Source organism: Rhizobium brockwellii, assembly GCF_000769405.2.
Lineage (GTDB): Bacteria > Pseudomonadota > Alphaproteobacteria > Rhizobiales > Rhizobiaceae > Rhizobium > Rhizobium brockwellii.
In genome coordinates, this window is the sequence record NZ_CP053439.1 from 2,660,656 (window position 1) to 2,674,318 (window position 13,663).

At 60.9% G+C, this 13,663-nt stretch carries 13 protein-coding genes; 6 read left to right on the top strand and 7 right to left on the bottom strand.

The window, feature by feature from the left end; all coding sequences use genetic code 11:
* Positions 1–5: 5 nt before the first annotated feature.
* The 4 genes from RLCC275e_RS13320 to RLCC275e_RS13335 form a co-directional block, all read right to left on the bottom strand.
* Entirely contained in the window at positions 6–1,151 is a 1,146-nt protein-coding gene (locus tag RLCC275e_RS13320) for an ABC transporter ATP-binding protein (protein WP_033180811.1), read from the bottom strand.
* Positions 1,152–1,197: 46 nt separating this feature from the next.
* Positions 1,198–2,049, bottom strand: a complete 852-nt coding sequence (locus tag RLCC275e_RS13325) for a carbohydrate ABC transporter permease (protein WP_017961084.1) — start codon at positions 2,047–2,049, stop codon at positions 1,198–1,200.
* Complete coding sequence (locus tag RLCC275e_RS13330; protein WP_033180812.1) at positions 2,049–2,933, bottom strand: carbohydrate ABC transporter permease; 885 nt, start codon at positions 2,931–2,933, stop codon at positions 2,049–2,051. Before RLCC275e_RS13330 ends, RLCC275e_RS13325 begins: the two co-directional genes overlap by 1 nt.
* 133 nt (positions 2,934–3,066) lie before the next feature.
* Positions 3,067–4,341 carry an ABC transporter substrate-binding protein gene (locus tag RLCC275e_RS13335; RefSeq protein ID WP_130677891.1) on the bottom strand — a complete coding sequence of 425 codons (1,275 nt, stop codon included), beginning with the start codon at positions 4,339–4,341 and terminating at the stop codon, positions 3,067–3,069.
* A gap of 195 nt (positions 4,342–4,536) precedes the next feature.
* Between RLCC275e_RS13335 and RLCC275e_RS13340 the strand changes: the two genes are divergently transcribed.
* The 4 genes from RLCC275e_RS13340 (at position 4,537) to RLCC275e_RS13355 (ending at position 8,159) form a co-directional block, all read left to right on the top strand.
* Positions 4,537–5,754, top strand: coding sequence for an ROK family protein (locus RLCC275e_RS13340; protein WP_033180814.1), 1,218 nt, complete (start codon positions 4,537–4,539; stop codon positions 5,752–5,754).
* Between the two features lie 355 nt (positions 5,755–6,109).
* Positions 6,110–6,496, top strand: a complete 387-nt coding sequence (locus RLCC275e_RS13345; RefSeq protein ID WP_033180815.1) for a cupin domain-containing protein — start codon at positions 6,110–6,112, stop codon at positions 6,494–6,496.
* Positions 6,497–6,693: 197 nt separating this feature from the next.
* The gene (locus RLCC275e_RS13350) at positions 6,694–7,221 is read left to right on the top strand and encodes a cupin domain-containing protein (RefSeq protein ID WP_033180816.1); all 528 of its coding nucleotides are present in this window, start codon (positions 6,694–6,696) and stop codon (positions 7,219–7,221) included.
* Positions 7,222–7,544: 323 nt separating this feature from the next.
* Positions 7,545–8,159 (top strand): 3'-5' exonuclease, encoded by a 615-nt coding sequence (locus RLCC275e_RS13355; RefSeq protein WP_033181019.1) that lies wholly within the window; start codon positions 7,545–7,547, stop codon positions 8,157–8,159.
* An 18-nt stretch (positions 8,160–8,177) separates the two neighbouring features.
* On the opposite strand, the gene RLCC275e_RS13360 is transcribed toward RLCC275e_RS13355, so the two are convergent.
* Positions 8,178–9,041, bottom strand: coding sequence for a DMT family transporter (locus RLCC275e_RS13360; RefSeq protein ID WP_033181020.1), 864 nt, complete (start codon positions 9,039–9,041; stop codon positions 8,178–8,180).
* 90 nt (positions 9,042–9,131) lie between these two features.
* Here RLCC275e_RS13360 and RLCC275e_RS13365 point away from each other — a divergent pair, with 90 nt between their 5' ends.
* Complete coding sequence (locus RLCC275e_RS13365) at positions 9,132–10,535, top strand: aminotransferase-like domain-containing protein (RefSeq protein ID WP_130707783.1); 1,404 nt, start codon at positions 9,132–9,134, stop codon at positions 10,533–10,535.
* 200 nt (positions 10,536–10,735) lie between these two features.
* Here the strand turns inward: RLCC275e_RS13365 and RLCC275e_RS13370 are convergent, their stop codons facing one another.
* Both RLCC275e_RS13370 and RLCC275e_RS13375 read right to left on the bottom strand, forming a co-directional pair.
* A complete protein-coding gene (locus tag RLCC275e_RS13370) occupies positions 10,736–11,137 on the bottom strand; it encodes a response regulator (protein WP_003560657.1) in 402 nt (133 codons plus the stop codon).
* Between the two features lie 10 nt (positions 11,138–11,147).
* Positions 11,148–12,893: a sensor histidine kinase gene (locus RLCC275e_RS13375; protein ID WP_050516806.1), complete on the bottom strand. Its 1,746-nt coding sequence runs from the start codon at positions 12,891–12,893 to the stop codon at positions 11,148–11,150.
* Between the two features lie 85 nt (positions 12,894–12,978).
* On the opposite strand from RLCC275e_RS13375, the gene RLCC275e_RS13380 reads away from it, so the two are divergent.
* Positions 12,979–13,533, top strand: a complete 555-nt coding sequence (locus RLCC275e_RS13380) for a GNAT family N-acetyltransferase (protein ID WP_033180817.1) — start codon at positions 12,979–12,981, stop codon at positions 13,531–13,533.
* Positions 13,534–13,663: the final 130 nt, after the last annotated feature.

Here is a 13,663-nt window from a genome sequence, read left to right on the forward strand (position 1 = left end):
TGTGTTTATCTGTCGAGGATGGTCTTGCGGGTGCTGATCGTGCGTCCGCCGTCGGGCGAAAAGAGATAGAGTTCGCTGGCATCGAGCTTCAGCGCCACGTTCTGGTCGGTGGCAAAAGGCGCGACGTAGCTGAGCTGCACCGTGATGTTGCCGGTGCCGCTTTCCGAGGCGATGGTCCTGAGATTTCCGGCATCGATGTAGAGAATGGTTTCGCGCCCGAGATGCTCGACCAGTCGGACCGCACCGTTGATCGCCCCGCCTTGGGCAGCGTCGGCGACCACCGATATGTTTTCCGGCCTTACACCGAGTGTCAGGATGGCGCCTTTCGGCAGCATTGCGGCCTCCGCCAGTTCGACAGTCACCGGCACGAGGCCCGGCGCCGAAACCGTGATATTGCGGCCCGACACCTCATCGACGGTAACGCCGAGGAAGTTCATCCGGGGAGCACCGAGAAAGCCAGCGACGAAGAGGTTATCAGGGTTGCGGTAGAGTTCGAGCGGTGAGCCGACCTGCTCGATTATCCCCTGGTTCAAGACGACGATCCGGCTCGCCATGGTCATCGCTTCCACCTGGTCGTGGGTGACATAGACCATGGTGGCGCCGAGTTCGGCGTGCAGGCTGCTGAGCTCGACGCGCATCTGGGTTCGAAGTGCTGCGTCGAGGTTCGACAGCGGCTCGTCGAAGAGGAACACGTCGGGCGAACGGGTGATCGCCCGGCCAATCGCCACACGCTGCCGCTGCCCGCCGGAGAGCTGCTTCGGCCGCTTTTCCAGCTGGTCGGTGATCCTCAGGATCTTGGCTGCGCGCGCCACGGCCGCCTCGATCTCGGCCTTCGGGCGCTTGGCCATGCGCAAACCGAAGCCCATGTTCTCCGCCACCGTCATATGCGGATAGAGCGCGTAGGACTGGAAGACCATGGCGATGCCGCGGTCCCCAGGCTCCTGTTTGCTGACGTCGCGGCCGTTGATCAGGATCTGGCCGGAGGAGATCTCCTCCAGGCCGGCGATCGACTTCAGCAGCGTGGACTTGCCGCAGCCGGAAGGGCCGACCATGACGATGAACTCACCCTGCGCCACGGAAAGATCGATGCCGCGCAGCGCATGATAAGCGCCGTAGTTCTTGTTGATCTGTCGGAGTTCGAGACTGGTCATGCGTCCTGGCTCTCTGCTGTTGAAACTTGGAACTTGAGGAGATCGCTCATCCCTTCACCGCTCCCATCGTCAGGCCGGCGATGAAGTGGCGCTGCATCAGGAAGAACATGACGACGGGCGGCACGGCGACGACGATGGTGCCGGCGGAAATCAGGTTCCAGGCCGAGACCCACTCGCCGCGAAGATTGGCAAGGCCGGCAGTCACAGGTTTGACGGAGTCGCTGACAGTCAGCACCACGGCCCAGAAGTAATCGTTCCAGATGAAGGTGAAGATCAGGATGGCGAGTGCGGCAAGCGCCGGCCGCACCAGCGGGATCGCCACATGCCATAGCGTCTGGAAGGGAGAGGCCCCCTCAGCGCGCGCCGCCTGGAACAGTTCATCAGGCAATGCCGCGATGAAATTGCGCATGAACAGCGTTGCAAAGCCGGTCTGGAAGGCAACGTGGAAGATGATCAGCGCCGCCGTCGTATCGATCAGGTCGAGCCGGACCATCAGGTCGCGCACCGGGATCATCATGATCTGGTGCGGCAGAAAATTGCCGCCGACAAACAGCGCGAAGATCAGCATGTTGCCGGGGAATCGGTAGCGCGACAGCACATAGCCGGCGAGCGTGGAGAGCACCAGTACACCGATCACCGAGGGAATGGTGATCGTCAGGCTGTTGAGGAAGTAGCGAGCCATCGGTGTCTGCGTGAAGACATCAGTATAATTGTCGATGACGCCGATGCCGGTCGGCCATCCCCACAGATTGCCGCCCATAACATCCTCGGTCGAGCGGAACGAGGTGAGGATGATCGCAAACAGCGGGCAGAGCCAGAGGAGAAGGACGATGACAACGGCGAGCACATAAAGGCGGCGCTGCCAGATGGCGGCATCGGGAATGGGACGAGGATACATCAACCTCCCCTTTCTTCGGTATGGATGATGCGGCTGAGATACCAGACGATGAAGACGGCCATGATCACGAACAGCACGGAGGCAATCGCCGCGCCGTAACCGAAGCGGTAGGAGAAGATCGACTGTTCGAACATCTGGTAGGCGAGAACCGAGGACGAACCGAAAGGGCCGCCGTTCGTCATCACCGACACCATGTCGAACGAACGCAGGGCGCCGACGACAGTTACGGCAATGGCGATGAAAGTGACCTGGGTCAGCTGCGGCAGCACGATATGCCACAACATGTTCCAGCCTCTCGCCCCGTCGACGCGCCCGGCACCGATCAGCTCTTCGCTGAGATTGTTGAGACCGGCGAGATAAAGCACCATGCAGAAGGTGATCTGCGGCCAGAGTGCTGCAATCACGATGGCGAAGGTGACGAAATGCTCGTCGGAGAGAACTGCTGGCGCCGTCGCTCCGAAGGCATTGAAGATCAGCGCAAGCAACCCGAATTCCGGCGTATAGACCCAGGTGAACACCACGCCGACCGTCACCGAGGCGAGCACCAGCGGGATGAAGAACAGCGACTTCAGGAAGCGCATGCCGCGGATTTTCTGGTTGACCAGCAGCGCGATGGCGAGCCCGATCGGCGGTGCCGCCATGAACATCACCAGCCAGATCAAGTTGTTCTTCAACGACACGTAGAATTGGGGGTCGTCGTAGAGTTCGACGTAATTGCCGAAGCCGATCCACACCATCGGGCCGAAGCCGTCCCAGTCGTGCAGGCTGATCCAGAGGCTCCTGACGGCCGACAGCAGGATGACGGTGAAGAACAGCAATATCGCCGGCGCGATGAGTAAAGTCGGGGTGAGCCACCAGCGCTGGCGGCGCCATAACATCAACATCTCAAGAACCTCATTGATACAGGAGCAGACTCATGCGTGCTCCGGGAGCAGAGGCGCACCTCCCCCAAGGGGTGGAGGCATACAGCCTCCACCCCTTGGAAGCAGCGGTTCGCCGCCGCCCCCGGGGGAGCTGCTAGATCTTGTAGATGCGCTTGCGCGTGCCCTCGAGGCGCGTCAGGATGGCCTTGCGCCGGTCGGGTTTGGCCATGAACTCCTGGAAGCCGACGAGGCCGGCCTGCGCCATATCGGGATCGCTGTCGCGGTCGTAATATTGCGACGTGCCCTGCACCGTCTTCATCGTCTCGACAGCGACGTTGACCAGCGGGTCCTTGCTTGGCGGCAGGTCGTGGCGCGGCGGCACATTGCCGCCCGGCTCCAGATAGGCCGCCAGATTCTCCGGCTTGTAGAAATAGGCGAGGAATTCGCGCGCGCCCTGCTTGTTCTTGGCCTTGGCGGGAATGTGGATCGAGTTGACCGAGAACTCCTCGTAGTGGCCGACCTTGGCGTCGAGCACCGGGAAGGTCGCGTAAGAGAGCTGCGGCAGATCTTCGGCGGTGAAAGCCGAGCGCAGGAAAGCGCCGAGATTCATCATGCCGGCCTTCTTCTGCGCCAAGAGCGCGGCAGCCTCCTGCCAGCCGAAGGACGTATGGTTCTCCGTGAAGAACCCCTTCGAAATCATCGCCTCCCACTGGTCGAAAACCGCTGTCAGCGAGGGATCGAGATAGCTCATCTCGCCGTTCATCAGCGCCATATGCTTGTCGAGGCCGTTGATGCGAAGGTTCGTCTGGTCGAACCAGCCGGCCGCCGGCCATAATTCCTTGGTGCCGATCGCGACCGGCGTGATGCCCGCGGCCTTGCACTTGTCGCCATAGGCCATGAACTCTTCGGCCGTCTTCGGCACGGTCAGGCCATGCTGCTCGAACACATCCTTGCGATAGAACATGCCCCAGAGCGTGCCGCCGGTGGGGAGGCCGTACTGCTTGCCGTCTTCGGTGACGGCCCCTGCCGTCGCGCCGAGCACGTCCTTATATTTCTCTTTCTCGAAAAGGTCGGAGATATCGTCGAACAGGCCGCGCTTGACGAAGGCGCGCATGCGGTTGCCCGAAAACCAGGAGCAGACGTCGGGCGCGCCGGCGACGAGATAGTTGCGAATGGCCGTCTTGTGGGCCTCGTGGTCCATATTGTTGATGACGACGTTGACGCCGGCTTCCTTGCTGAAGCCCGCGGCAATCGCCTTCAGCGCATCGAGTGCGGCACCATTGTTTTCGGCGGAGATCATCGTGACCTCCTGGGCCTGCGCGATCGCCGGGATCGGAAAGCTGCCGGTGACCGCTGCGGCGGAAACCAGCCCCGCGCCTTTCAGGAAGCGTCTGCGTGTGGTCGACGGAAATTGCTTCAAAAATGTCATTGAATTCCTCCCAGTTGATCGATCAACATCTCCCGACCGTCGCCTCCTCCATGAAACGACCGACCAGGCATTCAACGCTACGATCCGCTCGGCGATTCCAGCGATAATCCGCTTGGCTGAGTTGATCCGCGGCCGAACTTATGCATAGATCTTTGCAGCTCGCAATAATTAATTTACAAAATTAAGGAATGCATCGTGAAGTTAAAAGGCGACCAGACCACGGCGAGAGCCATGAACCGACGCCTCATCCTCAACCTTCTCCGGCGCGAGGGGCCAAGGAGCCGTGCCGACATCGCGACGGTGATTGGTTTAAGTCCTGCGGCCGTCACCTTCGTCGTCTCCGACCTTCTGGAGGAAGGCATCGTCATCGAAGGGAAGACCGTACCCGGCCTCACCGGCCGCCGCCCGATCCCCGTGGATATCAACTACGAACACGCGCTTGCGGTCGGCTTCAAACTGATGGTGGGTTCGGTGGAGTGCGTCGCAACCGACCTTGCCACCAACCCCGTCGCCGCCATGCGAGTAAGCCTCGACAGCCATGACCCGGACAAGGTCGCCGACCTGCTGGCGGGTACCGTGCCCGAACTGGTGAAACTCGCCGGGCAGCCGGATGCTAAGCTCGCCGGCATCGGCATCTCCATGCCCGGCGTCATCAATCATGAACAGACGGCCTGCGTGCGCAGCCACCGCTTCAGCTGGGATAACGTCCCCCTCGCCTCGCTGGTCGCAAGCCGCGTCCATGTGCCGGTCTGGCTGGAAGACGACACCAACGCCTATGCCATCGCCCAGCAGCTCTTCGGCCTCGGCCGCCAGCATCGCAACATGGCCGTTCTCGCCGTCGGCGTCGGCATCGGTTGCGCGCTTGTCATCGACGGCAAGCTCTATCGCGGCGCCAATGGTGCTGCCGGCAAATTCGGTCACACTCTCTATGAGGAGAATGGCCGGCTCTGCGAATGCGGCAAGCGCGGCTGTCTAATGGCCTATCACTCCCAAATCTCGATGCTCCGGCGCTGGCGGGAAGCGACCGGCCGCGAGGAACTGGGACTGCCGGAATTGTCGGCTGCGCTCGCATCAGGCGATGCCGCCGCCCTCGCCCTCGTCGCCGATTCCGGCCGCGGCATCGGCACCGCCCTTGCCAATCTCGTCAACATCACCGATCCCGAAGTCATCGTCGCCGGCGGCGAAGCCGTCTCCCTCGGCGACCCTTTCCTGACGCCGCTACGCGAAGCGCTTTCCGCCCGGACTTTCCGGACTGCGCCTCCCCTCCTGCCCGATTGGGAGGACAATTCATGGGCCCGGGGTGCGGCCGCGCTGGTCACCCAGAAGATATTCGACTTCGAGTCCTCCGGCGGCATCACGGACATTGCCAATCTCACCGGCGTCAGACCCGTGGACTCGTCGTCGGCAGCCTAATTCAGTCAATGGCGTCACCCACGTTTCCTCATTCCTGTGCTTGTCACAGAAATCTAGCCACGACGCATCCGCGCCGTGATTGACTCTGCAACAACAAGTCTCCCACGCCCAGGGACCTGCGCGCACTGGATCTCTGTGACGAGCACAGAGATGAGGGAGATTGTGTTGGCGGTCTCGCTAACCCCGCGCCGCCCTCCAAATAGGACCACGTCAGAGCAGCCTCACGACCGATCGTGCCGCAGATACACTGGCTTACAAAAATGCGGGTTTTCCGACACATCCCTGGTTCAATCATCGACTTAAATCCCGATACGGCCAACCGGTCGGAAATGGTCAATTCAGGAAGGATGACGACATGAAAATGATCCAGGCTATCGCGCTCGCCCTTGTTCTCGGCGGCGCAGCTGCAGCACACGCAGAACAGCCGCTGCAGCGCACCGATCTCATCAAGAACGATATCGACGTGCCCGGCCACGAGGCAGTCCAGGTGCGCGTCGATTTCGCTCCGGGCGTTCTCGCCCTCAGTCACTCGCATCCCGGCGAGGAGATCGCCTTCGTCATCGAGGGAACGCTGGAATACCAGCTCGAAGGCAGACAGCCGGTTACCCTTAAAGCCGGCCAATCCCTCTTCATTCCATCCGGTGTTGTTCACTCGGCAAAGAACGTCGGCAGCGGCAAGGCTTCGGAATTGGCAACCTATATCGTCCGCAAGGGAGAGACGCTCGTCGTGCCTGCCAAGTGAGTCAGTTGTAGAAACTCGCGTCTGGATCGAGAGCAGCCGCTGCGAAGCGCTCGCCCCCGAACCTTCAGGACCGCGCCGCTTGCGTGGGAGCGCCGTTTCGCCCTTGCGGTCGCTTTCCATTCACGGCAGCATGGCCATACGGGATGATGGAATTCGTGTCCCCAGTCATCTGAACCTCTCACATCAGGAGGATTACCATGGCATCGTTGGAGCGGCCGGCCTTTGTCGTCCATTGGAGCGAGATCGAATGGCCTGACGACTCGCACTATGACGATGACGACGAACTGATGAGCATTGGTGCGCCTTTCGGACGATATTTCGGCCTGACGAAATTGGGCATTCATCACGAGCGTTTGCCGCCTGGCCGGCGGACATCCTTTCCACACGCCGAGAGCGCCGAGGAGGAATTCGTCTACGTTCTCGAAGGCGAGCCCGACGTCTGGCTCGACGGCCATCTCTATCGACTGAAACAGGGCGATGCCGTCGGATTTCCGGCCGGCACCGGGATCGCCCATAGTTTCCTCAACAACACGCAAGCCGAAGTACATCTCCTCGTCGTCGGCGAGCGCCACAAGGCCGAGAACCGCATTTTCTACCCGCTCCACCCTCACCGCCGACCGCTGCATAATGATTGGTGGGATGACCATCCCACCCACGCCCTCGGTCCGCACGATGGAATGCCGGACCTGGTGCGGGAAGCAAAGGGCCGAGGAAACAGCGAATAGATCAGCCAGGGCGATAGCCGGCCGCAATGACAGCTTCAGACAAAGCGGATACCAACGCCTGCCCTTCGCAGGAGTCTTTATCGCCGCCTTGATCATGAAGCGAGGGATCAGACTTTGGATATCCATCGCAATCGCGAGCTTAGCAATATTGGTTGGGGTGATCTGCCTACACACCTTCGCCGTCGAGCCAAGCTGTCGGATTGATGAACAGGAATGTGTGGGAGCGACGGCGATTGCGTGGCTCATAGCCTTTATTTGGAGTGCTCCATGTGTTGGATTCCTCCTTAAACTTATCGGCCAAATTCGTGAGGGTAATGTCGCCGATGAAAACCGCCATCATATTCGACTGTGAATTTCTTTGCCTGGAAGGCTCACAACGCAGATTTTGGTGCGCGGCCCACGATCCCGATCCTGTCATTGCGCAGATCGGAGCCGTCAAGCTCGGCCTTGAGGGCGAGTTTCCGATCCTCGATACGTATAAATCCTACGTCCGACCCATCGATCGCTTCGGCGAGAGGTATCCACTCGATCCTTATTTCACCAATCTGACCGGTATCACCGAAGAGGATATCGACGCCCATGGCGTGGCGTTGCAGGATGCCCTTTCCGGCATCGACAGCTTCTCGGGCGGCGCCCGGTTTTGGTCGTGGGGCAAGGACGAGCTGAACATGGTGGCCATCAGCTGCTATGTCGCCGGCATTCAGCCTTCCATCCCGGCCCGCCGCTTCGACAACGCCGTCAAGCTTCTCGTTGCTGCGGGCATGCCGATCGAGGATTTGGCAAAGACGCCCAGCAACAAACTGGCCGACTATTACCAGGTCGAACATCCTCCATTGCGGGGACATGACGGGCTCGACGACGCTCTGTCGATATCATACACGCTGCAGCATCTGATGAAGATTGGGAAATTGCTACCCGAGGTTTTCGACCGAATCTGAGGACAGAGAGAGCTTCACCTACCGCGCAAACTTGCGGGCGCCGGCGACGCAGAGGATGACTGCAGCGGTCACGGCGAGCATGGCCCAGGTCACGGGCTCGTGCAGCAGGGTTGCCGCAAGCGCCAGCCCGAAGAACGGTTGGAGCAACTGCAGTTGGCCGACGGCGGCGATGCCGCCCTGCGATAGGCCGCGATACCAGAAGATGAAGCCGATCAGCATCGAAAACAGCGAGACATAGGCAAGGCCGAGCAGCGCCGGCGTTTCGATGCCGGAGAAGGTCTCCGGCCGATGGAAAAGCGCGACTGCGACCGTCACCGGCAGCGACAGCACAAGCGCCCAGGAAATCACCTGCCACCCACCGAGCGTGCGCGAAAGCCTGCCGCCTTCGGCATAACCGAGGCCGCAGACGACGACGGCCGCCAGCATCAACAGATCGCCGACCGGCGAGGCCGTCAGGCCTTGCGTCAGTGCGAATCCCGCCACCAGCGCGCTGCCGAGAACCGAAAAGACCCAGAATGCCGGCTTCGGCCGTTCTCCGCCACGGATCACGCCGAAGATCGCCGTCGCGAGCGGCAGCAGGCCGATGAAGACGATCGAATGGGCTGAGGTGACATGCTGCAGCGCCAGCGCCGTCAGCAGGGGAAAGCCGACGACGACGCCGAGCGCAACGACGGCCAGGGAGAGAATATCACCTCGGCTCGGCCGCTTCTCTCTGAAAGCAATCAGCAGGCCAAGCGCGAGGAAGCCGGCGATCGCCGCGCGCGCCACGGTGAGGAAGACGGGATCGAACTGCATCACCGCCACGCGTGTCGCCGGCAGCGATCCGCTGAAGATCACCACCCCGATAAAACCATTGATCCATCCCGATGCCATACGGTCCATGATGCGCTGCACTCCTTCATTCTCTCACTCTTATCGGCCAACACGGATGGTCATGACAGTGACAGTCTGATACGATTTTGCGAAACTGTAATGATGCAGAAAGCAATACAGATGAACGAGGGAGGCACACGCGTGGAGATGGTCGTCGCGACGATCAGGCAGCGCATCGCCGGGCGCAACCTGACGCCGGGCGCAAGGCTGCCCTCCGTCCGGGGGCTGGCCGCGACGTTGAAGCTGTCGACTTCGACCGTCGTCGATGCCTATGAGCGGTTGGTCGCCGAAGGCGCGATCCTGGCAAGGCCAGGCTCGGGATTCTATGTCGCCAACCAGGCAGCGCCCTTTGCGCTTGCCGAGGCTGGGCCGAAGCTCGACCGCGCAGTCGATCCGTTCTGGATATCACGGCAATCGCTGGAGGCAGGCGAAGCCGACCTGAAGCCCGGCTGCGGTTGGCTACCGCCGTCCTGGCTGCCGGGGGACGGCATGCGCCGCGGGCTCAGAACACTTGCACGCGCCGACGGGCCGGCGCTCGCCGATTACGGCTCGCCGCTCGGCTTGCCGCAACTGCGCCAGCTGATTTCCCGCCGCATGGGCGAACGGGGGATCGAAGCCTCTCCCGGCCAAATCATGCTGGCCGACTCCGGCACGCAGGCAATCGATCTGCTCTGCCGTTTCCTGCTGGAACCCGGCGACACGGTGCTGGTCGACGATCCTTGCTATTTCAATTTCCATGCGCTGCTGCGCGCCCATCGGGCAAAGATCGTCAGCGTGCCCTACACCGCGTCCGGTCCCGATATCGAACTGTTTGCGCAAGTCGTCGCCGATGAGCGTCCACGGCTCTACATCACCAACTCCGCCATCCACAATCCGACCGGCGCAACCTTGTCTCCTGTTACGGCCCACCGCGTTCTAAAACTCGCCGACCAGTTCGACCTGACCATCATCGAGGACGATATCTTCGCCGATTTCGAATATACGCCAGCGCCCCGACTTGCCGCCTTCGACGGGCTCGAGCGGGTCATTCACATCGGCAGCTTCTCGAAAACCCTCTCGGCCTCGGCCCGCTGCGGCTTCGTCGTGGCGAAACCGGAATGGATCGACGGCCTGACAGATCTGAAGATCGCCACCTCCTTCGGCGGCGGCCGGCTGACGGCGGAACTGGTACTGAACGTCTTGAGCGACGGCAACTATCGCAAACACATGGAGACGCTGAGACAACGGCTCTCCCGGGCAATGAGCGAGGTCTCGGCCAAGCTGAAGAATCTGGGCATAACGCCGTGGCTGGAGCCAAAGGCCGGAATGTTCCTCTGGTGCCGGCTGCCCGATGGCATCGATGCGGCTGACGTGGCGCGCGCCGCACTGGAAAAGAGGATCGTTTTGGCTCCCGGAAACGCATTCAGCCTGTCGCAATCAGCGACCAATTTCATGCGTTTCAACGTGTCTCAGACGCTCGATCCAAGGGGGTTCGAGGTGCTGCGCGATATCCTGGCAGAATGAGGATAATGGAAGGTGGGCCGTCGCGGATCGGCGGCACTACACTCCACCGAAGCGTTGGTAATTGAAGCAACAGCAAGCGGCTTGTGCCCTCTTCTCCCTCGGGGAGAAGAAATATGCGGCAGCCCCTCGCCCTTCATGAAAGCTTTTTTTGCGGAAACGGAGGACATTGTCCTTTGTCCCGACACCCCCGCCCGCAACCATCAAAACGACCGGTGAACCGCCTTGTCGTTGGCAAGACGCGTCACGCAGCCTTCGAGCTTGGCGAGCAGCAGATCGAAGTCGAGCGGCTTCGTCAGATAGTCCGCCGCTCCGCCGCGCAGGCCGGCCAGCGTGTTTTCCCGGTCGGTCAGTGCCGTCAGCAGGATGAAGGGAATGTTGGAAAGCTCGGGGTGGTTGATCTGAATTTCCGCCAGAAGCTGGTGCCCATCCATAACAGGCATCGAAATATCGCTAATGACGATATCGGGCCATTTCGACAGGATCATTTCCAGTCCCTCGGCGCCGTTCGAGGCCTCGAGTGTCTTGTAGCCCGCTTCGCTCAATTCTTCGACGAGCAGGTTCCGGATCTCGACTTCGTCTTCTATGCACAGAACTGTAACCATGAGCTCTTCCTTAAGCTGCGACTTGTTGATCCGACAATAGAAACTCTATTGGCAGAAGAATGGTGAATGTTGTGCCTTTGCCGAGCTCGCTCGTCACTTCGACGGTGCCGCCATGCAGTTCGACGACCTGCTTGACGACGTTGAGGCCGATGCCCGTTCCGGCAATGCCCGTCGCGCTGCGGGCGCGATAATAGGGCTGGAATAGCTTCGGCAAATCCTCCGCATCCATGCCGATGCCGCTGTCGGAGATGGCGATTTCCACCGTCTTCTCGTCGGCCCGGGCACGAACATGAATGTCAGGCGCGCTGGGTGAATATTTGACGGCGTTCGAAATCAGATTGGTGAAGACCTGTTCCATCGCGCTGCGGTCGAACGTCAATACATCCGGTATGGGCTCGAGATCGAGATGGAACAGATGCGAGCGGCTGAGATGCCACTGTCTGTCGCAGCAGGTGACCAGCAGGGCTTTGAGATCGCCTTCGCTGCGCTTCAGCGTGATCTGTCCGGTTTCGAGCCGGCCGTTGGCCAGAATGCTCTCCATCAGATCGACCATGCGCACGACCGCGCTTCGGATCACGCCGGCTTTCTCGCGAACGTAATCGCCGCTGACGTTGGTGATCGAGCGGCAGAGCCGCTGGGCAGCGGCGTCGATGATGGCGAGCGGCGTGCGAAACTCGTGCGAAGCCATGGCGACGAACTGGCGCTGGAGCGCATTCACCTGGCGTTCGTGCACCAGCAGGCGATCCAGCTCCTCTCTCTGCCGTTCGATCTCGGCCGTTCGATCGGCCACCATCTCTTCCAGATGGTTGCGGTGATGGGTGAGCTGCGCCTGGCTGTCCAGCAGGGTCAGCGAGGTGCGATGCAGACCTCGCCCGAGCCAGAAGACCACAGCGATCAGCAGCGCCAGGCAGCCGAGCCCTGCAGGCGCGATCTGCCGAAGCAGCATGAATCCGGGCAGAATAGGCGGCCACACGAGATAACCGATTGTGCTACCGTCATGGGACGATACCGGCACCTGCGCCCGCTCGTCCTCACTTTTCGAGGGCGCGAAATGCAAGCCTTCGAGCCGCGCATAATGGGCGATGCTTTCGGCAGCTTTTCCATCGATGAACTTGACCGAGACGGCAATGAACTCCTGGCCCGCCTCGATCTGCATCCTGGCCGAACTCGGCAGAATCGGACGCGCGCTTGTTATCGCCGGCCTGTTGCCGATCATGATCGTCCGAACCGTAGCCAGGTGGCCAAGCGCTTCGGCGCCGGGCTTTGCAGCCCGCTCGACGAGAGCGGTGCGCATCTCTCCGGCAAGAGCGGTCATTTCTCGACTGTCGTCGTCACCGAACCGCGGCGGCATGGCATCCGCGCCGTCACGGAAGGCAAACATCAGACGATTGGTATCGTCGAAGATGTAGGTCCTGTCGTGCCCGAAGTACCGGCTCGTCCACTGGCCGACATTGTCGAGCAGCCATTCATGGTTCCGTTGCTTGGCATAAAGGAAGGCGTCGTCCCATTTGGTGACGCTTTCCTGCTCCCGGGGAAGTGCCGCGATCTGCTCTTCCAACCCCTGCCGGACGAAGTCGGCCTGCCGGCGCAGCGAGAGATCATCGACCTTCACCGCCGCGAGCCACGCAAATCCGCACAGCAACACAGCCGCCGCGCAGGTGAGCGTCACCAGGACGAACGTAATGTGCGATGTGAGCCCGACCTTCAATACCTGCAACCTTTTGATGGCGCCCGCTGCCAAGAAATTGACACGCAAAGGTTGACGGACCGTGAATTATGCGCTCCCGTGCGGGTCTGCGGCAGGTCTCCCATAGGCATCGCAATCGTTGAAAGAGAAGCACATGGATGCAGCGGCATCGTCGGGTACATCAGGCATCAGGATCGAGCCGATCGCTGCCGCCCATATCGACAGCTTTCATCATGCGCTCGACGTGGTCGCGCGGGAGAAAAAATACCTGTCCATGCTGGAAGCAACTCCCCTGCCGCAGACGCGTGAGTTCGTGATGGCCATGATTGCAAAAGGCAATCCGCAATTCGTTGCCACCGCTCAAGACCAGGTCGTCGGCTGGTGCGACATCAGCCGGCATTTTTTCCCGTCGCACGCCCATCGCGGTAAACTCGGAATGGGTATCCTTCCCGCCTATCGGGGCAAGGGTCTCGGACGCATGCTCATCGAGACCACATTGAGAGCCGCGCAGAAAAGCGGTTTTGCCAGGGTTGAACTCGATGTTTATGAAGACAACGCCCGTGCTATCGCTCTCTACGAAAAGATGGGATTTGTCCGCGAAGGAATCGTCCGACGTGCGGCACGCATCGACGGTCGGTTCATCGATGCGATCAGCATGGCGCTTCTGTTCGACGAGCGCGGCGCGGCGGCTATCGCCGCGAATTCTTGAACGAGTCCAGCTGACTCCCGCTCATCATTTCCACCGGAAGTTGGAACAAATGCTCTCTCACGCGATTGGTCCGATGCGAATGCGCCGCTATGCATCCGGCTCAGCGAGGAGGCAGCCATGCACATCACCC

Excerpts from the sequence above, each read along its gene's own strand:
- RLCC275e_RS13320 (WP_033180811.1), bottom strand. The coding sequence starts at position 1,151 with ATGACCAGTCTCGAACTCCGACAGATCAACAAGAACTACGGCGCTTAT.
- RLCC275e_RS13325 (WP_017961084.1), bottom strand. The coding sequence starts at position 2,049 with ATGTATCCTCGTCCCATTCCCGATGCCGCCATCTGGCAGCGCCGCCTT.
- RLCC275e_RS13330 (WP_033180812.1), bottom strand. The coding sequence starts at position 2,933 with ATGTTGATGTTATGGCGCCGCCAGCGCTGGTGGCTCACCCCGACTTTA.
- RLCC275e_RS13335 (WP_130677891.1), bottom strand. The coding sequence starts at position 4,341 with ATGACATTTTTGAAGCAATTTCCGTCGACCACACGCAGACGCTTCCTG.
- RLCC275e_RS13345 (WP_033180815.1), top strand. The coding sequence starts at position 6,110 with ATGAAAATGATCCAGGCTATCGCGCTCGCCCTTGTTCTCGGCGGCGCA.
- RLCC275e_RS13350 (WP_033180816.1), top strand. The coding sequence starts at position 6,694 with ATGGCATCGTTGGAGCGGCCGGCCTTTGTCGTCCATTGGAGCGAGATC.
- RLCC275e_RS13355 (WP_033181019.1), top strand. The coding sequence starts at position 7,545 with ATGAAAACCGCCATCATATTCGACTGTGAATTTCTTTGCCTGGAAGGC.
- RLCC275e_RS13360 (WP_033181020.1), bottom strand. The coding sequence starts at position 9,041 with ATGGACCGTATGGCATCGGGATGGATCAATGGTTTTATCGGGGTGGTG.
- RLCC275e_RS13365 (WP_130707783.1), top strand. The coding sequence starts at position 9,132 with ATGATGCAGAAAGCAATACAGATGAACGAGGGAGGCACACGCGTGGAG.
- RLCC275e_RS13370 (WP_003560657.1), bottom strand. The coding sequence starts at position 11,137 with ATGGTTACAGTTCTGTGCATAGAAGACGAAGTCGAGATCCGGAACCTG.
- RLCC275e_RS13380 (WP_033180817.1), top strand. The coding sequence starts at position 12,979 with ATGGATGCAGCGGCATCGTCGGGTACATCAGGCATCAGGATCGAGCCG.